17 protein-coding genes and 1 tRNA gene are annotated in these 20,460 nt (G+C 72.0%); 8 read left to right on the forward strand and 10 right to left on the reverse strand.

Going from position 1 to position 20,460, the window contains the following annotated elements:
- Positions 1-193: 193 nt before the first annotated feature.
- On the forward strand, positions 194-859 hold the full coding sequence (locus tag OG948_RS13185; RefSeq protein WP_406296429.1) for an HAD family hydrolase: 666 nt from the start codon (positions 194-196) through the stop codon (positions 857-859).
- Between the two features lie 352 nt (positions 860-1,211).
- On the opposite strand, the gene OG948_RS13190 is transcribed toward OG948_RS13185, so the two are convergent.
- Entirely contained in the window at positions 1,212-2,258 is a 1,047-nt protein-coding gene (locus OG948_RS13190) for a transcriptional regulator (RefSeq protein WP_406296430.1), read from the reverse strand.
- A gap of 344 nt (positions 2,259-2,602) precedes the next feature.
- Here OG948_RS13190 and OG948_RS13195 point away from each other — a divergent pair, with 344 nt between their 5' ends.
- Both OG948_RS13195 and OG948_RS13200 read left to right on the forward strand, forming a co-directional pair.
- Positions 2,603-3,052, forward strand: coding sequence for a hypothetical protein (locus OG948_RS13195; protein ID WP_406296432.1), 450 nt, complete (start codon positions 2,603-2,605; stop codon positions 3,050-3,052).
- Positions 3,053-3,453: 401 nt separating this feature from the next.
- Positions 3,454-3,789: a hypothetical protein gene (locus OG948_RS13200; protein WP_406296434.1), complete on the forward strand. Its 336-nt coding sequence runs from the start codon at positions 3,454-3,456 to the stop codon at positions 3,787-3,789.
- Between the two features lie 145 nt (positions 3,790-3,934).
- On the opposite strand, the gene OG948_RS13205 is transcribed toward OG948_RS13200, so the two are convergent.
- The 4 genes from OG948_RS13205 to OG948_RS13220 form a co-directional block, all read right to left on the reverse strand.
- A complete protein-coding gene (locus OG948_RS13205; RefSeq protein ID WP_406296436.1) occupies positions 3,935-5,278 on the reverse strand; it encodes an AAA family ATPase in 1,344 nt (447 codons plus the stop codon).
- Positions 5,275-6,816 carry a hypothetical protein gene (locus OG948_RS13210; RefSeq protein ID WP_406296438.1) on the reverse strand — a complete coding sequence of 514 codons (1,542 nt, stop codon included), beginning with the start codon at positions 6,814-6,816 and terminating at the stop codon, positions 5,275-5,277. The genes OG948_RS13205 and OG948_RS13210 overlap by 4 nt, the downstream gene beginning before the upstream one ends.
- Positions 6,813-7,949 carry a hypothetical protein gene (locus OG948_RS13215; RefSeq protein ID WP_406296439.1) on the reverse strand — a complete coding sequence of 379 codons (1,137 nt, stop codon included), beginning with the start codon at positions 7,947-7,949 and terminating at the stop codon, positions 6,813-6,815. Before OG948_RS13215 ends, OG948_RS13210 begins: the two co-directional genes overlap by 4 nt.
- Positions 7,950-8,023: 74 nt before the next feature.
- Positions 8,024-9,838, reverse strand: coding sequence for a hypothetical protein (locus OG948_RS13220; RefSeq protein WP_406296440.1), 1,815 nt, complete (start codon positions 9,836-9,838; stop codon positions 8,024-8,026).
- 256 nt (positions 9,839-10,094) lie between these two features.
- On the opposite strand from OG948_RS13220, the gene OG948_RS13225 reads away from it, so the two are divergent.
- Positions 10,095-10,168, forward strand: a tRNA-Lys gene (locus OG948_RS13225).
- Positions 10,169-10,384: 216 nt separating this feature from the next.
- Positions 10,385-11,599 (forward strand): cytochrome P450, encoded by a 1,215-nt coding sequence (locus OG948_RS13230; protein WP_406296442.1) that lies wholly within the window; start codon positions 10,385-10,387, stop codon positions 11,597-11,599.
- A 46-nt stretch (positions 11,600-11,645) separates the two neighbouring features.
- Here the strand turns inward: OG948_RS13230 and OG948_RS13235 are convergent, their stop codons facing one another.
- The 5 genes from OG948_RS13235 to OG948_RS13255 form a co-directional block, all read right to left on the reverse strand.
- Positions 11,646-12,941 (reverse strand): cytochrome P450, encoded by a 1,296-nt coding sequence (locus tag OG948_RS13235; RefSeq protein ID WP_406296444.1) that lies wholly within the window; start codon positions 12,939-12,941, stop codon positions 11,646-11,648.
- Positions 12,938-13,561, reverse strand: coding sequence for a GTP-binding protein (locus tag OG948_RS13240; protein WP_406296446.1), 624 nt, complete (start codon positions 13,559-13,561; stop codon positions 12,938-12,940). The genes OG948_RS13235 and OG948_RS13240 overlap by 4 nt, the downstream gene beginning before the upstream one ends.
- Positions 13,542-13,901: a DUF742 domain-containing protein gene (locus tag OG948_RS13245; RefSeq protein WP_395863201.1), complete on the reverse strand. Its 360-nt coding sequence runs from the start codon at positions 13,899-13,901 to the stop codon at positions 13,542-13,544. Before OG948_RS13245 ends, OG948_RS13240 begins: the two co-directional genes overlap by 20 nt.
- Positions 13,898-14,362, reverse strand: a complete 465-nt coding sequence (locus OG948_RS13250; RefSeq protein ID WP_406296448.1) for a roadblock/LC7 domain-containing protein — start codon at positions 14,360-14,362, stop codon at positions 13,898-13,900. The genes OG948_RS13245 and OG948_RS13250 overlap by 4 nt, the downstream gene beginning before the upstream one ends.
- Before the next feature lie 83 nt (positions 14,363-14,445).
- Positions 14,446-15,954 carry an ATP-binding protein gene (locus tag OG948_RS13255; protein WP_406296449.1) on the reverse strand — a complete coding sequence of 503 codons (1,509 nt, stop codon included), beginning with the start codon at positions 15,952-15,954 and terminating at the stop codon, positions 14,446-14,448.
- 969 nt (positions 15,955-16,923) lie between these two features.
- Here OG948_RS13255 and OG948_RS13260 point away from each other — a divergent pair.
- The 3 genes from OG948_RS13260 (at position 16,924) to OG948_RS13270 (ending at position 20,452) form a co-directional block, all read left to right on the forward strand.
- Positions 16,924-18,180, forward strand: a complete 1,257-nt coding sequence (locus OG948_RS13260) for an Ig-like domain-containing protein (RefSeq protein ID WP_406296451.1) — start codon at positions 16,924-16,926, stop codon at positions 18,178-18,180.
- A 153-nt stretch (positions 18,181-18,333) separates the two neighbouring features.
- Complete coding sequence (locus OG948_RS13265) at positions 18,334-19,521, forward strand: Ig-like domain-containing protein (protein WP_406296453.1); 1,188 nt, start codon at positions 18,334-18,336, stop codon at positions 19,519-19,521.
- Positions 19,522-19,786: 265 nt separating this feature from the next.
- Complete coding sequence (locus OG948_RS13270) at positions 19,787-20,452, forward strand: DUF6629 family protein (protein WP_406296454.1); 666 nt, start codon at positions 19,787-19,789, stop codon at positions 20,450-20,452.
- The last annotated feature ends 8 nt before the right edge of the window (positions 20,453-20,460 follow it).

Here is a 20,460-nt window from a genome sequence, read left to right on the forward strand (position 1 = left end):
GTACCTTCTGGGAGGTCCCGTGCCCGGCAACGGCAAGGATTCCGTCATCGGGTACACGCCGATCGGACAAGCCACCACATCGGTGGCCCAACCCGATCGGGCTCGGCCTGACCGGCCCAGACCCCGCCCGACGGACCCAGGGGCACGGCGAATCGGAGACGGGGCCGGCAGGCGACGAGAGCGGGGAGCTGTAATGCGGATCAGCGCCGTGGTGTTCGACGTGGGCGAGACCCTCGTCGACGAATCGCGCGAGTACGGCACCTGGGCCGACTGGCTCGGGGTGCCCCGACACACGTTCGCGGCCACGTTCGGGGCGGTGATCGCCCAGGGCCTCGACTATCGCGAGGTGTTCCAGCGCTTTCGGCCGGGCTTCGACCTGACCGTCGAGCGCGCCGCGCGCACCGCCGCGGGCTTTCCCGAGTGGTTCGGCGAGGAAGACCTCTACAACGACACCCGCCCGTGCCTGAAGGCGCTGCGCGACCAGCACGTGTGGCTCGGCGTGGTCGGCAACCAGACCGTGAACGCGGGCGTCATCCTGCGCGGCCTGGATCTCGGCGTGGACCTGCTCGCCACCTCCGACGACTGGGGCATCAGCAAGCCCGAGGCGGCCTTCTTCGAGCGCCTGGTCGCCGAGTGCCCGTGCCCGGCCGAGGAGATCCTGTACGTCGGCGACCGCCTCGACAACGACGTCCGCCCCGCCCACCTCGCCGGCCTGCGCACCGCCCACGTCCGCCGCGGCCCCTGGGGCTACCTGGTAGCCGACGACCCCGAACTGATCGAGGTCACCGACCTACGCCTGGAATCCCTCGGCGAACTCCCCGCCGCCGTAGCCCGCATCAACGGCATCACAGAGCCGTAACCCCCCACCCCCGGCCCCAACCGCCGGCCGCGCACCCCCAGCCCGGCCGGCACCACACCCCAAACCCCCGGCACGGCAACCAAAACCCTCCCCGAGCACCCACCAGCCCAGCCGGCACCGCAGCCACAACGCCGACCGAACAACCGACCCGGCCGGCACCGCAGCCAAAACACCGACCGAGCTCGGCCCAGCAGGCACCGCAGCCCAAAACACCAACCGAGCAACCATCAGCCCGGCCGGCGCTTGAGGCCAAGCAGCCCGGCCGGCGCTTGAGGCCAAGCAGCCCGGCCGGCGCTTGAGGCCACCTCGGCCGAAGGCCAGGCCACCCCAGCCCAGCCGGAGGCCGAGTGCATCAGGCCGACCCCTCCCCGACCTGCCCCCCACCACCGCCGCCGCCAGTCCGCCCCCCACCCTCCGAGCGCAACCGATCGTCGACTTCCCGCACGAACGACTCCCGCGCCCAAGGCGCCAGCGAAGCCCGCACCGTCCGCACCCGATCCACCGCCGTCGCATACCCCTGCACACCGACCAGATCGAGCGCCTCCTCCAACAGCCGACAGGCATCTTGCGGCTCACGCGCACCGACCGCGGTCGCGGCCAGCTCCGCGAGTGTCATCGCCCGCTGCTTGTGGCTGTGCGCCGGCAGCCCCGCGAGCGTGCGCTCCAGACTCGCCCGGGCCTCGGCCGAGCGCCCGGCCGCCACCTCCGCGGCGCCCCGGAAGCCCTCCAGACGCGCCGCCGAGAACCAGTCCAGCCACGCAGGCGGCCCGGTAGCCGTCCACGAACCGGGCGTCTCCGGCGGTGCGTACGTGTCGGCGGCACGATCCAGCAGCGGGAAGGCCGCGTCCGGCGTACCGAGCCGGACCTCCGCCTCGGCCGAGATCGCGTCCAGCCACGCCCGCAGCGTGGGTCCGGCGTCGCCACTCGTGGTCCGCTCCCGCGCGGCGGCCAGGGTGTCCCGGGCCTCCCCTCCCCTTCCGGTCCAGGCGGGCGCGAACGCCATGTGTCCGAGCACGGCGGCGGCCAACGAGCCGTCCCGGCCCCGGTCCGCCGCGTCCAGCGCCAGTTCCTGCCAGCGCCGCACATGCGGCCCGCGCAGGCTCAGGTCGAAGAAGGCGATCCGGGACGCGAGCAGCGCCGTCTCCGCGATCGCGGACTGGTGCGCCCCATCCGGCCCCTCGGCCAACAGCCGGGCACCGTTGCGGGCGTGTTCGGCCACCACCGGTAGCAGTCGTCCCGGCTCCTCGATCCAATAGCGGGACCGCAGCCGGGCGGTGGTGGCGATGTAGGCGGCGGGATCGGGCAGATGGGCTGCCGACCCCGAGGAGGCGTATGCGGCGGAATTCTTCGCCGTGAGGCCGGCGACGGCGGCGCCGGCCAGAAAGGTACGTCGTTGCACCGCGTCCTCCATACGCGTGGTGGTGACGGACATGCCTGCGTGGACCCGGTCACGCGAACCACCGGGCCCGTACGCTCCGTACTGGATCTCGATCGTGACCCCGTCCCACCTGCGGCGTCATGCCTCTAGCCCGTTAGAGCGGCAAGAGTCCTCAGCGCGTCCTACAGGAGTCCCACCGCGGGCCTCGTCACACGGTGTGCCGGCCTGGTTGCATCTAGGGCAGAAGCGGACGTCCCGAAGTCGGACGCTTCGGGCTCGTGCAGGACGAAGAGGACGCTTCGAGGACCTCCCGGCCCCCGAGGACGATTCCGTTTCCACGACGAAACGAGAGGACCGCCTCACCGATGGACGCCGACGTGAACCGAACGACGCTGGCAGCGCTGCCGCAGGACGCGCTTCGGAACCCGTACGCCCCTCGCCTGGTAGCGGCCGGCGAGACGTTCGACGTGATCGAGGTGGAGGACCGGCTCGGCCGTGAGGCCCTGGCCACGCTGCGCGCACACCGCGTGCCGGTCGGGCCGGTCATCTTCGATCGCCGTTACCGCCGGATCGGATTCCTCGTACCGCCGACCACCGTGATGCCGATGCGGCCGCGCGATCGTCGGCTCGGCCCGCGCCACCACGGCCGGGGTGCCTGGATCACCTTCCCGCCGCCGCCGGAGCAGAACGACGGGCCGCTCGTGTGGCTCGTGCCGCCGACGCCCGACAACCGGCTGACGACGCTGCGGCACGTGCGCGCGGCGATCGCCGAGGCCGCCCGCGCGCTCGCCGAGCGCCACCAGCAGGCGATCTGAGATCGCCCAGGACGTACCGGTCGGGGACCTGACATCACGAGCGGCTCCCCCAATACCTGCTCGACCCGGCCGGTACCGGTAGGACGCGATGCGCCCCCACGCCACAGCGCGTGGGGGCGCATCCGCTTGTCCCGACCTGCTCCGATCCGACCTGCTCCGAGAGGTTTACCCGCCGTCGAAACATGCCCGCGACACCCGGTCCGCGCCGCCGAATCGGGGTTTATCGAAGCGGGGTCCGAGGTCTCGCGCCTCTTTCGGGCAAGGGTCTTTCGGATGGCGTCCGGTTGGCGACAATGGCAAGGGCACGGGATCTTGCGGACCCTCCAGGGTCGACCGATCCCGTCGCTCCCCCCGTCCGTATTCGTCGTCAGCACGTCTGCACTGTCGGAAGGAATCCGCGCATGCCGTCCGAGTCGCGCAAGCCCCGTATGCGGCCCGCGCCGCTGTTGTTCGAGCCCTCGGTTCCCGAGCCGCCCGACGAACGCTTCTTCGACCTGGACGATCTGACCGATCCCCAGGAGGTGCTGACCCGCTCCACGGATCTGGCCGAGGCGTTTCGCGCGGCGGCCGACCGGGCGGTGGACTACCAGGCGATGGCCGCGGCCCGGATGGCGGATCCGAATCGGTTCGACCACCTGACGACGGCTCAGATCGCGGCGCGGGCGGGGTGGGGCGAGGAGTACACGGCGAAGATGATCGAGCACGGCCGGAAGCTGCTGCTGGAGCGCGGCGAGTAGCGCCCGACCACGAACGCCGGTCGGGCACCGCCCGGCCGGCGTTCGCACGTCTCACCCCGCCCGCACGGACCCACTCCGCAAGGACTCGCCCCGGAGACCGACCACGCGATCCCACCCGACCGCCGTCCCACCCGGCGCCCCGACCTCACCTCGACAGCGCGACCCGGTGCCCGGCGAGTTCGGCCAGCACCGCCTGGTTCGCCTCCCAGCCGTCCGGGAAGTTGACCGGGACGCCGAGGTGGACCGGGTCGGCGGTGGGGTGCGCGTCGAGCAGTTCGGGGATGCCGGCCCTGGCCACCACCAGGCACGCGTGCCGATGCCGTGAGGCCAGCACGCACAGCCGCCCGGTCTCCAGGTGGAACTCGGTCGCGTCGCGCCGACCGGAGAGCGGATGCAGCACCACGGTCACATCGAACTCGCGACCCTGGAGCCGGTTCGCGGTGTCCACCACGATCTCCGTCGCGCCGAGTGTGCGCAGCGCCGACTCGACCCGGGCCCGTTGCTCGCGGTGGCTGACCCCGATCGCGATCCGCGACGCGTCCAGCGCGACCCCGTCCGGCGTGCGCTCGCCGATCGCCGTGCCGCCGCGCGCGAGCAGCCGCGCGGCGAGCGTCGCGACCACGTGCACCGCCTCCTCGTCGGCCGCCGCGGTGAACCGCGCGGGCAACTCCAACAGGCCCCAGCCGGAGGTCGCCGCGACGTCCACCACCGCGTCGTACGCGTCGTCCTCGCGCGCCGCCTCGAAGCGCAGGAGCCGCTCGCCCGGACCGGTCCCCGAGCGGAACGGGGTGAACGGATAGAACGCCTCGGACACCAGCGGCGCCGCGCTCGCGGGCAGCCGCCAGGACACCGGAAGCCGATGCACCGGCAGGTCCGGGTTGTGCCGGCGGAGCACCACCACCGCGCTCTGCGAGGGGTCGTAGGTCAGGCTGTGCCAGCGCGAGGTGTCCACGGTGGCGAACGGGTCGAGTTGGCCGGGGTCGCCCACGAACAGCGCGCGGTCGAACAACCGGGCCACCAGCAGCAGGGCGTCCGAGCGCATCTGGTACGCCTCGTCGACGATCGCCCAGGGCCAGCGCCGGTCCTGGACCAGCGCCCACTTGGCGGCGGTGGCCACCACCACGGCGCACGCGTCCAGTGCCTCGGCCTTCTCCGCGTTCACCACCGACGTGCCCACCAGCGCGGGCGGCAGCCGGTACCCGGTGGCGGACAGCCGACCCACCGTCAGCCTCGGGTGCTCGGCCACCAGTCGCACCAACAGATCGTCGACCTGGTTGTTGGTCTGCGCGACGATCATCAGCCGCTCGCCGCCCTCGGCCAACTCTCCCGCCGCGCGCACCACCAGCGTCGACTTGCCCGCACCGGGCGGCGAGTCGACCACGACGCCGCGATGCGTCCCGGAGCCGAGGTCGGCGAGCACGGCGTCGGTCGCGGCGGCGGCGAGCGCGGCCGGGTCGCCCTCGGGATGCCGGGCCCGCACGACCGTCACGACCACTCCTCCAACGCGTCGTCGTCCGCCTCCGGGGCGGCCTCGGGTTCGGGTTCCGGCGGCGGACCGCCGTGCGTCCAGGGGGTGTCCTCGACGGCGGGCCAGTCCGGACCGCGCCGGAACTCGGCGATCAGCGAGGTCCAGCACAGGACTTCGCCCGGCTCGGGCACACTGCCCGGCTTGGGCGCCTTGCCGCCGCCCATCCCGCCGCGCAGTTCCAGCACGACCCGACCGGGCTCGGTTTCCAGGACGCGCGCCTTCGCGTCCGGGCGCTCGACACACGCGAGGTCGGTACCCGGTCCGAACAGCGGTTCGTCGTCGGTGGAAAAGCTCAACAGCGGGCGCGGGCGGGCGGTCTTCTTCCCCGGCTCGGCGACCATGCGCTCGGCGTCCACCGCGATCAGCTCGCCGCGGAACGCCTCACCCGCGAGCCGGACCGCGGCCATCAACAGCGGGTCGTCGCGCACCTGTTCGGCGTCCAGTCGGGCCTGCGCCCGTTCTCGGGTGGCCAGTTGCGCGGCGGCGGAGATCGCCCCGGGCACCCGCGGCTGCGGGCGCGACTCGGGGTCGGCCAGATCCGCGGCGAAGAAGCTGTACGAGGCCCGGTCGGCCTCCCACCGCCCGGCCACCGAGGCCCCCACGGGCAGCGCGCCGAGCAACTCCACGCCGCGCCACATGCGATCCCAGGTCGGCATCAACTCGGCGGCCAGCGCGTCCCGGATCGCGTTCTCGGCGTCCCGACCGCGTGGCCCGAGGTCGGTGCGCACACCGGTGTCGGCCGCCTCCTCGCCCCGCTCCGCGGCCACCGCCTCGTCGAACGCGGCGATCAGCGGCACCAGTCGCTCGTCGAACGCCGGATCGGTCGCGGGCCCCGCGGTCGGACCGCCCTCGACCTCCCGGGCCGCCCGATCCCCGCGCTGCCCGGCCGGCGGGTCGATCCAGGCGAGCAGCGCGGCCAGTTCGCCGTCCTCCAGCGCGCTCTGGCCGGTCGCCCACATCTGGGTGAGCAGGTCGGTCATCGCCAGCAGTACGCTCGATCCGGGCACCCCGGCCCGATCGGCGAGCCACGTGCTCCACCGGCCGAGCAGCGGGACCTCCGCGGCCACCGCGAACTCGCCCTCGGTGCGCCGGAATCGGGTGGAGCGGCCGAGCAGCCGCAGATACTCGACACCGCCCGACGTGGGCACCAGCACCTGGGGCGCGTCCACGCTGCGCTCGTACGGGTCGTCCCCGCGTCGCTCGATCGTCTCCGTCTCGGCGGCGAAGGCGCCCAGATACGGCAGAAGCAGTCGACCCAGCTCGGCCGCGTGCGCGAACCGCCGGTCACGGTCCCGCGGTTGCGGTACGGCGAGCAGGTGCGGCCGCTCGCGCTCGGTCCCCACCAGCACGGCCAACGGCGCGAACGCCTCGCCCGCGAGCACGTAGGGCACCAGCACCACCGGGCGGGCGGACAGATGCCGGTGTCGGACGGTCGCGGCCGGTTGGGCCACCCCGGTCGCGGCGGCCCGCAGTCGGCCGAGCGCGGCGATCGCGCTCACCCGACGCCGCCGAGCACCTCGGAGCGCAGCGCCTCGGCCCGGCGGAGCAGTCTGGCCACGTCCTCCTCGCCGGGCTCGGCGGCACGCGTGCCGTCGGCGAGCGCGAGCGCGTCGGCGATGTCCTCGATCCCGCCCAGCGCACCGCGCACCGCCGTGCCGAGCGTGCCCACGCTGCCGCCGCCGGGTGCGCAGCCGCGGGCCTCGTGCCGACAGAACAGCGCGAGTTCACACGCGGACAGACAGTCCGGGACGTACGCGGCGGGCACCTGTGCGACGGCCGCTTCGGCCCGATCGCCGTCGACGTCGAAGGTCAGCGTGTCCGGCAGTTCGCCGAGCAGTTCCTCCACCCCGGACAGGCGCTCCAACCGGCGTCGGGTGGTGGCCAGTTCGCGCCGTACGTCGAGCACGACGGCGACCGGGCGATTGGAGAAGTCCTGCGCGCACACCAGCACGATGTCGGTGGCCACGATCTCCGGGTCCAGGCCCAGGTCCGCGGCCAGTCGGCGCAGCGCGTGCACGTACACCGCGGACTGCCGGGTGGCCGAGGCGAGCTTGCCCGGGTCGGCGGACCCGTCGATGATCGCGAAGGACTTGATCTCCACCACGTACAACCGCCCGGCCACCCGGCACGCCATGGCGTCCGGTTCCAGGTAGGCGCGGCGGCCGGCCACGTCCAACGGCAGCAGCGGGTGGTCCAGGATCGCGCACGCGTCGGGTTCGCCGCGGGCGGCCCCGAGCAGCGCGTCGCGGGTGCGGGCCACTCGTTCCTCGCGGCTCGGTCGGCCGGTGCTCTCGTGGTCGACGTCGACCAGCGCGCCGCGGTCCGGGTCGGCGCCCAGCGTCTCGGCGAGCAGTCGGCGCAACTCCGCTCCGCCGTCCGCCTTGACCCGGGCCTCGAACACGTTGCCGCGCCCGATCGCGAACGGCGATCGGCCGTAGCGGGGCGGGAAGCCGAGTCGGTCGGCGAGCACGGTCTTCTCGATGCCCGCCGCGTCGAGCACGCCCCGGCGGGCGCACCCCGGGTTGGCCGCGAGGGCGGCGACCGTGCGGGCGTTGTGATTGCGGGTGGGCAGTGTGCCGCGCAACTGCTCCAGCCTGCCGGCGATAGCGCCGGTGGTACCCGTCGTGCGCATGTCTCGTGTACGGCTTTCGTCGTCGAACCGTCCGGTCCCGGGTCAGTGTGGACCATGTCACCGACACGGGGAACTCAGGTCTGCTCGTCCGCTCCGGGCAGGGCCACGAATCCGGTCTCGTCGGTGGGCGCCAGTTCGCTGAACGACTCCAGCGCTTCGTCGAGTTGGCGCACGGCGACCGAGTTCTTGTAGGGCTCCAACTGTTTGCGGGTGATCCGTACGCGGTCCATCGCCATCGAATACCAGTGCACGCGCAGCATGTCGACGGCCTGGAACAGCCGGCCGCACGCCTCGTCCACCCGGCCGGCCTGGAAGGCCGCCTCGGCCAGGTCGGCGTACATCACCGCCCGCTGCTTGTCGCCGTTGGGCGGCAGGTTCTGCAGCGCGTCGTTGAGCGAGCCCTGGGCCTGGTCCATCCGGCGCGCGGTGAGTTCGGTCTTGCCGCGAAAGCCCCACAGCCGGGAGGCGTCGAAGAAGTCCAGCCATGGCGGCGTGGGCGTGTTGTCCGGATGGCACAGCAGGTCCTCGGCCCGGTCGAGCAGGTGCAGCCCGCGCTCGGGGGTGCCGCGCAGCGACTCGAACTCGGATTGCACCGCGTCGAACCACGCGAGCATCACCATCGGCGCACCGCGCGTAGCCGTTTTGCGCGCGAAGTCGAGGATGTCCTCGGCGGCGGAGGGCGCCGCGTCGAAGGCGGGGATGAACGCGGTGTGCGCGAGCACGGCGGCGGCCAGCAGGGTGTCGCCGGCCTCGTTGGCGGCACGGTAGGCGACCAGGTAGTGGTCCTGCGCGTCGTGCGGGCGGTCGAGGTCGAAGAAGGCCATCCGGCCGGCCAGCATCGCGGTCTCCGCCAGGGACGCGCCCAGGATCCGCCGGGCCCGGGCCGGGCCGGGTGCGTTGAGCAGTTGGGTGCCCAGGCGCACGTGCGCGATCACCGACGGGTAGGCGATGGCGGCGGGGGCGACCCAGTACATCTGCCGGTAGGTCCGGGTGAGCATCGCGTACTGGTCGGCGCCGACCACGGTGAGCTGGCCCGCCCGCGAGTGCATGGGGACCGCGAGGGGGCCCGGGTCGGGGGTGTCCCGGAGCAGTTGGCGCAGCACCGCGGGGGTGGCGATCTCCAGCGTCCGGGCCGGGGGCTCGGCGGCCGAGGGGCCGATCGCGCGCAGCGGCGGGCGGACCGGCAGGCCCGGTGGTGCCGGTGGTGCCGGTGGGCCGTCCCCTTCCAATCGACGACCGCCGACCACGGTGGGCCCGGTCTCGAAGGGGGACCGGGGCGGCACGATCGCGGGTCCGGGAGGCGGCACCGGGCCGGGCGCGGGAGGGGGCCCGGAGGGTGGCACGGGGCCGGGCGGTGGCACCGGGCCGGAGCGCGGTGGCGGCACCTGTCGCTTGACCCCGGGCGCCGGGTGGGTCGGCACGGCCATCGCCCCGCCGATCGGACCGCCGATGGCCGGCGGCTGCCGGCGCACTCGGGCCTCGCCGTAGCCCGGATACTCCGGGCGATCGGGCGCCCGCCCGGTTTCCCGGGCGGGCGCGGGGAACGCGGGTGGAACGGTCGGTTGCTCGGGGGCGGGCGGTGTGTCGGTGTAGCCCTCGCCGTACTCGGCCAACTCGGCCTGCCACGGAGGGGTGAACCCCAGGTCGGTCAACGGCCGCTCGAACAAAGCCTGCAGGACCTGCTGATAATCGGGGGTCGGCCAGGGCGGATCGGCACTTTCCCAACGCCGTACCTGCCGCACGCTGACGCCGAGTCGAAGTCCGCATTCGAGCGCCTTCTTCTCGAAGGCGTCGGCCAATTGTTGCTGGGAAACCCAGCCATGCGAGTGCCGTAGGGCCTTCAGCCGGACATTCCCGGACGAAGGACCGGCCCCCTGCCGCATGGCCATCGGCCCTCCCGGTTACGACGTGCGGTGTGCTGTGCAGGCTGTGATGCCGACGGTACCCGCCGTGAGACGGGCCGGGGGACCTCTTTGCGGATGTCCGGAAAGGGGCGTCCTCCCGGTGTCCTCAAAGAAGTCCTACGAGGGACCTTGCGCGCCCTCGATACGCTCCCCGCGCGCCCCCGCCCGCGATCCGAGGCTGTCGATGGGTGTCGATTTTCGATCACCGCCGACCCCTGCTAATGTTTCCCACGCAACGCAAGCGCCGCTAGCTCAGTTGGTTAGAGCAGCTGACTCTTAATCAGCGGGTCCGGGGTTCGAGTCCCTGGCGGCGCACCTTGCGAAACGACGATGGGGCCCTCGGTTCACCGAGGGCCCCATCGTCGTTTCCGCGTTCTCGCATTTTCTGGTCCTCGCGTCGAATTCACGAACATTTGTTCGCCTGGATGAATACGTGGGCGTACGGACGGGGTGGACTCCGGGGTGCGCTGATCCATAGCCTGGTCGGGTTGATTGATGATCTTCGATTGCGTTGTTGGACAAGGGGATTCGATGACCGCCCTGGACGTGCCAGACATACTTTCGCCCGAGTTCGCGGCCGATCCGTATCCGCTGTACCGCAGGATGCGCGACGAGCACCCGTTGCTGTGGCACGAGGGGATGCAGAGTTGGATCATCTCCCGTTACCAGGACCTCGAACGGGCTTTCAAGGAGCCGGTGTTCACCACCGACAACTACGACTGGCAGTTGGAGCCCGTGCACGGGCGGACGATCCTGCAGATGAGCGGGCGCGAACACTCGGTGCGCCGCGCGCTGGTGGCGCCCGCTTTTCGCGGAAACACCCTCCAGAAGACCTTCCTGCCGGTGATCGAGAGCAACGCGCGACGGCTCGTGGACACCTTCCGCGACCGCGGATCGGTGGACCTGGTACCGGAGTTCGCCCAGCGTTTCCCGGTCGACGTGATCGCGGACATGCTCGGCCTGGACCAGGCGGACCACGCGCGGTTCCAGGGCTGGTACACGTCGGTCATCGCGTTCCTGGGCAACCTGAGCCAGGACCCCGACGTCGCCGCGGCCGGGCTGCGCACGCGCGAGGAGTTCGCCGCGTACCTGCTGCCGCTGATCGCCGAGCGGCGCGCGAACCCCGGCACGGACCTGCTGTCCACGCTGTGTCTGGCCGAGATCGACGGCACCCGGATGAGCGACGAGGACATCAAGGCCTTCTGCAGCCTGCTCCTCGCCGCCGGCGGCGAAACGACGGACAAGGCGATCGCGAGCCTGTTCAAGAACCTGCTGGAGCACCCCGACCAGCTCGCCGCGGTGCGCGCGGACCGATCGCTGATCCCGCGGGCCTTCGCGGAGACGCTGCGCTTCTCGCCGCCGGTGCACATGATCATGCGCCAGCCCGCCGAGGACGTCGAGTTCGGCGGTGGCGTGGTGCCCGCCGGCAGCACGCTCACGTGCCTGATCGGCGCGGCGAACCGGGACGACCGGCGCTACGCCCACCCGGATCGCTTCGACATCTTCCGCGAGGATCTGACCGCGAAGACCGCGTTCTCCGCGGCGGCCGACCACCTGTCCTTCGCGCTCGGCCGGCACTTCTGCGTCGGCGCGCTGCTCGCGGTGGCCGAGGTCGAGGTCGGCACCAACCAACTGCTCGACGCGATGCCCGATCTGGCCTTCGCACCGGGATTCGCGCCCGCCGAGAAGGGCGTGTTCACCCGCGGCCCGGTGGCGCTGCCGGTGACGTTCACGCCGGTGGTCTGAGCCTTCGACGGGGGCGGGATCGTGCCCGCCCCCGCATCGGCCCGGATCAGCCCACGTACGCGGGGGTGAACTCGACCGGGAGGTTCTCCAGGCCGCGCATCCACACCGAGTCGCGCCAGACCAGTTCCCGGGTGGGCACCGACAGGTTGACGTCCGGCAGCCGGTCGAGCAGCACCTCGATCGCGGCGCGCGCGATCACCTCGGCCAACTCGGGTGCCGGGTAGGGGCAACGGTGCTCGCCGTGGCTGAACGACATGTGCGCGTTGTTGCCCGCGGCGCCGGAGTGCGAGTCCGGCCGCACCTGCGGATCGGTGTTGGCCGCCGACAGACCCAGCACCAACAGGTCACCGGCCTTGATCTTGCGACCGCCGAGCACGGTCGCGCGCACCGCCCATCGGCCGATGAAGTTCTGCGTCGGGGTGTCCTCCCACAACACCTCGTTCAGCGCCTGACCGACGCTGCGCCGGCCGCCGGACAGGGTCAGCGCGAAGCGGTCGTCGGTCAACATCAGCCGCAGCGTGTTGCCGATCCAGTTCGCGGTGGGCTGCTGGGCGGCGGCCATCACCACGAGCATGTCCTGGATCAGTTCCTCCTCGGCCAACCCGGCCGGGTGCGCGAGCAGCCGCGAGGGCACATCGGCGCCCGGGCGTTCGCGCTTGCGCTCCAGCAGCCGGGCCATCGTGGCCCCCACCCGCAGATGCGCGTCGACCGCGCCGTCGCCGCCGTCCAGCGACGCGGCCAGGTCCTGTACCAGCGCCGGGGTCTCCTCCTCGGGCAGCCCGAACAGCCGGGCCACCACGAGCGAGGGCAGCCGGTGCGCGTAGTCGGCCATCAACTCGGCCTCGCCCACCCCCGCGAACTCGTCGACCAACCGGTCCGCGATCCGCTCCGCCTGGGCACGCAGCTCGAACTGGTCCACCGCCGCGAGCGCGTCGCTGATCGCCCCGGAGCGCCGCCGGTGTTCGGGCCCCTCGGTGAACATCACCGACGGCTGGTAGCCGACGAACGGCATCAGCGGCCAGTCCGGCGCGATCGTGTCCCACGCGTGCCAGCGCCGCGAGTCACGCGCGAAAAGCTGGTCGTTCGCGGTCACGTGGTGCACTTCGCGGTAGCCCAGCACGAACCACGCGGGGATGTCGCCGTCGAGCAGGATCGGCGCCACCGAACCGTGCTCCTGACGCAGCGTGCGGTACATCCGGTGCGGGTCCTGCCACAGGCCCGGGCCGGCCAGCCGCGCGGCGCCCACGTGCGAGGGGTCGAGCGGCGGGCCGTCCGCGTGCGCGGGGCAACCCTGCGGCGGCACGGCGCCGTTCGGGTCGTCGATGTCCGAATGCGTGGTCACAGGGCGCGCTCCCGGGCGGCAGACAACGTGTAGAGGTGGTTCACCAGCGCGATCAGCACGGCCTTGCTGGACTCGCGGCTGCGCGCGTCGCAGTCGACCATCGGGATGTCGACGGGCAGTGACAGCGCGTCGCGCACCTCGTCCAGGGTGTACTCGGGCGGGCCGAAGTTGTTGCGGGCGAGCACGAACGGCATCCCGTGGTGCTCGAGCCGGTCGATCGCGTACCACGAGTCCTCGAGCCGCCGCGGGTCCACCAGCACCACCGCGCCGAGCGTGCCCGAGAACAGCCGGTCCCACAGGAACCAGAACCGCTCCTGGCCGGGGGCGCCGAACAGGTAGAGCACCATCTCGTCGTTGAGCGAGATCCGACCGAAGTCGAACGCGACCGTGGTCGTGGTCTTGCCGTCCGCGGCACGCGCGTCGTCGATGCCCACGCCCGCCCGGGTCATCGTCTCCTCGGTGTTGAGCGGACGGATCTCGCTCACCGAGCGCACCATCGTCGTCTTGCCGACGCCGAAGCCGCCCACGATGGCGATCTTGAGCCCGTCGCTCGCGGTGCTCGCCAGGGGGGTACGGACGGCCGGCTCGGACGTGGCGAGCTCAGAGGTTGTGGAGTCCAACGAGCACCTGCTTCAGGATCTCGGTATCGGGTAGTTGCGCCCGGCGCGGGGACAGGCGCGGGTGCCGCGCGGTGATTCGCCCCGTGTCGAGCAGATCGCACAGCAGGATCTTCACCACGCCCACGGGCAGGCCCAGTTCGGCGGCGATCTCCACGACGGCGGTGGGGCGATCGCACATCCGCAGGATCCGCACGTGCTCGGACTGCATTCCCGGGGTCGGTTCGCACTCGCTGACGATCAGCGTGACCAGGTCGAACGCGTCCTCGTTCGCGTGCGTCCGACCATTGGTGACCGTGTACAGCCGGTCCGGGTCCCCGCTGTCGACTGGTCGCCGGATCATGCCGATCGGCCGCCTTCGTCGAACTCGCGGGCCGGTGCGCTCAGGTACTCGCCGATCTGCTCGACCAGTTCGTTCATGTTGTGGCCGACCACCCCGGCGTCCGCGTCGTCGTCCGCGATCACCGCGAGGTGCGCGCCCTCACCGGCCTCGACGATGAACAGGATGCCGCCGTGGAACTCGGTCATCGACTGCCGGACACCGCCGCTGCCGTCGCCGAACTCGATGGAGGCGCCGTGCGACAGGCTCTGGATGCCGGACGCGATGGCCGCGAGTTGGTCCGCCTGGTCCACCGTCAGGCCGGAGGTACGGCACAACTTGAGGCCGTCCTTGGACAACACCAGCGAGTGCCGGGTGCCCGGGGTGCCCTTGATCAGGTTCTCCAGCAGCCAGTCGAGTTCCCGGTCGGGCTGCCGCTGCGTGCCGATCGGCTGTGCGTCGGTGCCGTGTGCTGTTGCGCTCATAGGGCTTCCGAGGCGGACATCCGGTCCGGATGGCCGACCCCTGCCTCCGTTCTCTCGTTGCGTACGACCCGGCGAAGGGGCGATCAGGAATTGTCGTCGGGGGACGCCGTCACGTCCCGACCCGGCTTCTCGCCCTGGACCGCCTGGCGGAAGGCGCCGAAGCGGGCTCCGGGCGCGGGGCGCGGCTTGGCCGTTCGGGAAGCGGGGTCCGAGCGCCCTTCGGCCCGCTCCGTCGCCTTGGCCGCGGCGGCCAGGGTCTGTCCGGGGCGGCGCTTGGCCAGCCCGGAGAGCTTGGGCTCGGGCGCCGCCTCGGGCGCCTGCTCCGGCTCGGCCGGCGGGTGCCCGGCCACCGGTTCGAACACCGGCGGGGCCGCGGCCGGCTGTCGGGGCACCGCCGCCGGTGCCGGCGGTCGGGTGCCGGGCGCCGCCCGCTTGCGCGGCTCGGGCCGGGCCTCGCCGACCAGTTGCCGGGGAATCATCACCACGACGCCGGTGCCGCCGCGCGAGGACGGGCGGAACGACACGGTCAACCCGTGCTTGCGGGCCAGGCAGCCGACCACGGCCAGGCCCAACCGGGTCCCGGACAGCGTGGTCAGGTCCAACGTCTCGGCCGCGACCGCCTGTTCGGCCCGACGCAGGGCGAACTCGCCCATCACCAGGCCGCCGTCCTCGACGGTCACCACGACACCGGCGGGCACGTCCTCGACGTAGACGTGCACCTGCTCGGAGGGCGGCGAGAACTTGGTGGCGTTGTCCATCAGTTCGGCGAGCGCGTGCATGACGCCCTCGGCCGCGTAGCCGGCCACCGCCGCCTCGCTGGTCGAGTGCACTCGCACCCGCTGGTAGGCGCTGATCCGGCCGACCGCGCCGCGCAGGATGCTCTCCATCACGATCGGCTTGGTCCACCGGCGGCCGGAACGGGCGCCGGTGAGCACCGCGATGCTGTCCGCGAGCCGACCCGCCTGGGCGGTGCTGTGATCCAGCCGCAGGAGATCGCCGAAGACCTCCTCGCCGTGCCGCCCCTCCATCTCGCGCAGATCGGCGAGCATGCTGGTGGACAGCGCCTGGACCCGCCCGGCCGCGTTCGCGCACGCGGACATCGCCGCGGCGCGCATGCGCTCGCCCTGGCCGACCTCGCGGGCCACGGTCGTCAACATCCGCTCCAGCGCCTCGTGCCGCGGGGTGGGTACGCCGGCGAGCGCGGTGTCCACCGACGCGCCGTCGCGCAGCAGCGCCACCAGCGCCGGCAGCGTCTCGTCGGCGAGCCGGGTCGCCTCGGCCTCCAGCGCGGACATCCGGTCCCGGTTGTCGTCGTTCCACCGAGCGGCGTCGCCCTCCATCTCGGCGATCCGGGCGCGCAGCCGATCCGCGGTGCCGACCGCGTACACCGTGGCCGCGACCGCGATGGCCAGCGCGAGCGCGACCGCCACACCGCCCACCGCGACCGTCGTGCGATGTTTCGAGCCGACCGCGGACACCGCCCACACGACCGCGCCGGCGGTGATGATCGACACGGCCGCGAAGGCGAGCAGTGCCCGTCCCGTGGGCGGTCGTTCCGACCGGGCGCGAGGGGGCATGTGTGCAACTGACATCAAGCGGATCCTCGTTGCCGGGGGCTGGTCGGGCGTGAGCCTACCCGCGCGATCCGGACGTTCCCAACACCGACCTTCCGGACGCAGGCGTAGCCTGACGTGTCGTCAACCGCCCTGATATGTCCGTGACTTACCCTTCTCGACGGGACGCCGTTCAGCGTGCCGCAACCCTCTCGGCGACCGGTCCCGGGCCACCGCCGCGGGGGCCGGCCGGGGGCGCGCGGAGAGCTCCGACCCTCCGGGCCGGCGGGTCGCGCCGACCACGTCGGGCGGGCCCGATCGTCGCCCGCCCGTTGCCCCCACCAGCACACCGGCCGGCGGCGTGCTCGATCCGGGAGAGCGGCTCGGGACCCGCCGCCCACCTGCACGGGGGCACTCGGACCCGCCCGGCCCGCGGTCGGGCGGGGTCCACCCCGGCCACCCGCGACACGGCGCGGCATGCGCCGTCGCACCGGGCGCCGATCCGGGCGGATCCCACCGCCGAGAGCCGGACGGTGATCAGTCTCACGTCGACGGCGCCGCCGCGCCGCCGCGCCGCCGCCGGGTGCGGCCGGCCGGATTCCGGCCATCCATACCGATTTTCGGTCGGTACGGAGGAGGTCCGGGCATTCCGCCCCGGCTGCGACGCTGCGCATATATCTTTGCCGACGTCGTCCGCGCAAGCCGCTATGCGCGGGGACGATCGGGCCCTACGGCCGTCCCGCCCGACCCGGACGCGACCCCCGAGCCGGGTGCGGACCCGGGAATTCCCTGTGCCATCGGGACTCGACCGCCCGCGCGGGCCCCCGGCCACCACCTCCGGACGCGACCCGATCCGGGCTTGCCACGTTCGATACGAGACGTACATCACATCACCCGGGGAGCAACCTGAGGGGCCCTCCGACAGTCAATGATGCGGAGACTCGCGTCGCGCGACCTCCATCTTTTCGACCCGTTTGAAGGGAATCCCGAAACGTGGCAGGTAAAGCGATGCGACGGCGCACCGTTCCGGCCGTCCTGGTCGCCGGCGCGATCCTGTTCACGGGGGCCTGCGGGCTGCTGGGCGGCGACGACAAGGGCGACAAGACGAGCAACGCGGGCAGCGATTCCAAGGTGGCCCCCGGTGCGGCCGGTGCGACCGCCGGCGCCGAGTCCGGCAAGCCCCAGGATCCGCCCAAGGGGGCCGCCCCGCAGGTGACCATGACGCCCGAGGACGGCGCGACCGGCGTCGACCTGGGCGATCCGCTCACCTTCGCGGTCGAGGGCGGCAAAATCGCCTCGGTCAAGGTGCTCAACGCCAGGGGCGAGGCGGTCGACGGCACGCTCTCCGCGGACGGCAAGTCCTGGAAGCCGAAGGTCCCGTTCACGCCCGGCGGCCAGTACACGGTGAGCACCACGGCGAACAACCCGGAGAACCAGCCGACCACGATCTCCACCAAGTTCACCACCCAGACGCTGGGCAAGGAGGTGACCGCGTCGATCTTCCCGGACGGTGGGACGGTCGGCGTCGGCCAGCCCGTCTCGGTGCGCTTCGACCGTCCGATCACCAACAAGGCCGAGGCGGAGAAGGCGATGAAGGTCACCGCGACGCCCGCGGTGTCCGGCGCGTGGCACTGGTTCGGCAACACGCGCGTGGAGTGGCGGCCGAAGGACTATTGGAAGGTCAACACCAAGGTCAAGGTCGATCTCAACCTGCGCGGCGTCGACCTCGGCGGCGGCGCGGGCTCCAAGCAGTACAAGAGCTTCAACTTCGCGATCTCCGGCGTGGCCCGGATCTCCACCGTCGACGTGGCCGCCAAGACGATGACCACGACCGAGAACGGCAAGGTCGTCAAGACCACCAAGGTCACCACCGGCGAGTCCCCCAAGTACGACACCTGGGGCGGCGTGATGGTGGTGATGGAGAAGTACACCCAGACCCGGATGAACTCCGCGACCGTGGGGTTGGGCAAGGAGTACGACATCGCGGACGTGCCGTCGGCGGTCCGGATCACCACGTCGGGCACCTTCGTGCACGGCAACTACTGGTACGACAAGGCGAACCCACCGTTCGGTCGGGCCAACACCAGCCACGGCTGCGTGAGCATGACACCCGAGGACGCCAAGTGGTTCTACGACCACGCGGATCGCGGCGACGTGGTCAAGGTGGTCAACTCCAAGGAGCGCGCGGTCTCGGCCGACAACGGCTACGGCGCGTGGAACCTGACCTGGGCCCAGTGGTTGTCGACCAGCGCGACCAAGGAGTGAGCCGGGCGTGACGATCGCGCGACGCGACAGGCCCGCGTCGCCCGGCGGTCCTCCCGAGTGATCGCGATCACAGGGTCCCCCGCGCAACGCCGGCGGCGCCGGCAGCGTCCCTCAGGTGAGTTCACCAGACGGCCGAGCACGGGGGACCTGTCCATGTCTCGAATCATCCGACGCACCGGAGTCGCCGCACTCGTCGCGGCGTCGCTGTTGTTGACCGGCGCCTGCAACAAGGACGACGCGAAGAAGACGACGCCGGACCCGGCCAAGGCCGCCGGCGAGAACCGGGCCGGACCGGCGGAGCCCGCCGTCGTCACCCTGACCCCTGCGGACAAGGCCACCGGTGTCGATCCGGGGGCGCCGGTCACGATCGCGGTCGGCGGCGGCAAGGTCGCCGAGGTCAAGGTGACCAACGCGAGCGGCGAGAGCGTGGACGGCGCGCTGGCGGGCAACGCGTGGAAGCCCAAGGTGCCGTTCATGTACGGCGGCAAGTACACGGTGACCGCGACCGCGACCAACGCGGACAACAAGCCGACCACCGCGACCTCGGCGTTCACCGTGCTCAACCCCACCCGGCCGGCCACCGCGACGTTCATGCCGGACGCGGACTCCACGGTGGGCGTGGGTCAGCCGGTCTCGATCACGTTCGACGAGCCGGTGAAGAACCACAAGGCCGTCCAGGAGGCGATCAAGGTCACGCCCACCCCGGCGGTGGACGGCGCGTGGCACTGGTTCGGCAACTCGCGGGTGGAGTGGCGGCCGAAGGACTACTGGCAGGTCGGCACCCAGGTGAAGGTGGACCTGAACCTGCGCGGCGTGGACCTCGGCGGCGGCGTGATGTCGAAGCAGTTCAAGAGCTTCTCGTTCAAGATCTCGGACACCAAGCGGATCGCCGTGGTGGACGCCAACGCGCACACGATGACCGTCTCCGAGAACGACCAGGTGGTCAAGACGATCCCGATCACGGCCGGCGAGGACCCCAAGTACACGACGTGGAACGGGATCATGGTGATGGAGGAGCGCTATCCCACGCTCGACATGAACTCGCAGACGGTGGGCCTGGGCAACGAGTACGACCAGAAGGCCGTGCCGTTCGCGATGCGGATCACCGAGTCGGGGACGTTCCTGCACGCGAACACGTGGGCGACGACGAACCCGTTCGGCAACGCCAACACCAGCCACGGCTGCGTCAGCATGGCCCTGGAGAACGCCAAGTGGTTCTACGAGCGTTCGATCCGCGGTGACATCGTGCAGGTCAAGGGCAACGAGGAGAAGCCGGTCGCGGCCGACAACGGCTACGGCGCGTGGAACCTGACCTGGGAGCAGTGGACCGCGGGCAACTGACCCGCTCCGCCCCGCTTCCGGCCGGCCCCGACCAACGGGGCCGGCCGGCGGTACGTGCGCCCTACACGCGAACGTGACCGAGGCCACGGCTATTACTGCGCCCGAATGAGCGTATGAACTGTTGAATACATCGACTACGGGTACGCCTGCCACGGAACAAGCCACTCGACCACCCCGTTGAAAGGCGTCCCGACAACCTCCCGACCACAACCTTCCCTGGCGAGACGAGGCAGCCGTGTGTTGGAGCGCCGAAGCCGATCTCGTGATGGGCAGTGCCATCACGGCCGTGGGCATAGCGAGCGTCGCGTCGGTGCGACGGATCAACGACCTTCCGATGGCGATGCTGCCGGTGATCCTGGGCGCCCACCAGTTGATCGAGGCGGTGGTGTGGAAGGGCGAGCGCGGCGCGGTGTCCCCGGGCACCGCCGAGATCGCGCGCGAGGCCTGGGCCGTGATCGCCTTCCCGCTGCTGCCCGCGTTCGTCCCGCTCGCCGTGTTGGCCGCGCAGTGGCCGCTCGAGCGCGGCCGGGAGCGGGTCCGGGCGACCGTCCTGATCGTGCTGGGCCTGGTGGTCGCCGGCGCGCTGGGACACGCGGTCGCGACCCGCCCGGTGAACGCCGAGATCTGTGGGCACACCGTGCGCTACTCGGTGGGCATCCCGGCCGCCCCGTGGGTGATCGCCGGCTACCTGGTCGCGACCCTGGGGTCGCTGCTGCTCGCGCGGGACCGATTGCTCCGCGTCCTGGGGCTGGTCTGCGCCGTCGGTGCGGCCGTCACGATGCGCCTGTGGTTCCACTCCTTCGCCTCGACGTGGTGTGCCGTGGCGGCCGTGGCGAGCGTGATCGTGCTGTGGTGGGTGCGCTCCCGGCGCGATCTCCCGCCGGGAGGCACGGGACACCGACACGGTCCGGTCTCCGAACTCGTGCGGTGAACTCGTGC

It is taken from the genome of Embleya sp. NBC_00888, from assembly GCF_045207655.1.
GTDB lineage: Bacteria > Actinomycetota > Actinomycetes > Streptomycetales > Streptomycetaceae > Embleya.

Excerpts from the sequence above, each read along its gene's own strand:
- OG948_RS13185 (WP_406296429.1), top strand. The coding sequence starts at position 194 with ATGCGGATCAGCGCCGTGGTGTTCGACGTGGGCGAGACCCTCGTCGAC.
- OG948_RS13195 (WP_406296432.1), top strand. The coding sequence starts at position 2,603 with ATGGACGCCGACGTGAACCGAACGACGCTGGCAGCGCTGCCGCAGGAC.
- OG948_RS13200 (WP_406296434.1), top strand. The coding sequence starts at position 3,454 with ATGCCGTCCGAGTCGCGCAAGCCCCGTATGCGGCCCGCGCCGCTGTTG.
- OG948_RS13215 (WP_406296439.1), bottom strand. The coding sequence starts at position 7,949 with ATGCGCACGACGGGTACCACCGGCGCTATCGCCGGCAGGCTGGAGCAG.
- OG948_RS13220 (WP_406296440.1), bottom strand. The coding sequence starts at position 9,838 with ATGGCCATGCGGCAGGGGGCCGGTCCTTCGTCCGGGAATGTCCGGCTG.
- OG948_RS13230 (WP_406296442.1), top strand. The coding sequence starts at position 10,385 with ATGACCGCCCTGGACGTGCCAGACATACTTTCGCCCGAGTTCGCGGCC.
- OG948_RS13245 (WP_395863201.1), bottom strand. The coding sequence starts at position 13,901 with ATGATCCGGCGACCAGTCGACAGCGGGGACCCGGACCGGCTGTACACG.
- OG948_RS13250 (WP_406296448.1), bottom strand. The coding sequence starts at position 14,362 with ATGAGCGCAACAGCACACGGCACCGACGCACAGCCGATCGGCACGCAG.
- OG948_RS13255 (WP_406296449.1), bottom strand. The coding sequence starts at position 15,954 with ATGTCAGTTGCACACATGCCCCCTCGCGCCCGGTCGGAACGACCGCCC.
- OG948_RS13260 (WP_406296451.1), top strand. The coding sequence starts at position 16,924 with ATGCGACGGCGCACCGTTCCGGCCGTCCTGGTCGCCGGCGCGATCCTG.
- OG948_RS13265 (WP_406296453.1), top strand. The coding sequence starts at position 18,334 with ATGTCTCGAATCATCCGACGCACCGGAGTCGCCGCACTCGTCGCGGCG.
- OG948_RS13270 (WP_406296454.1), top strand. The coding sequence starts at position 19,787 with ATGGGCAGTGCCATCACGGCCGTGGGCATAGCGAGCGTCGCGTCGGTG.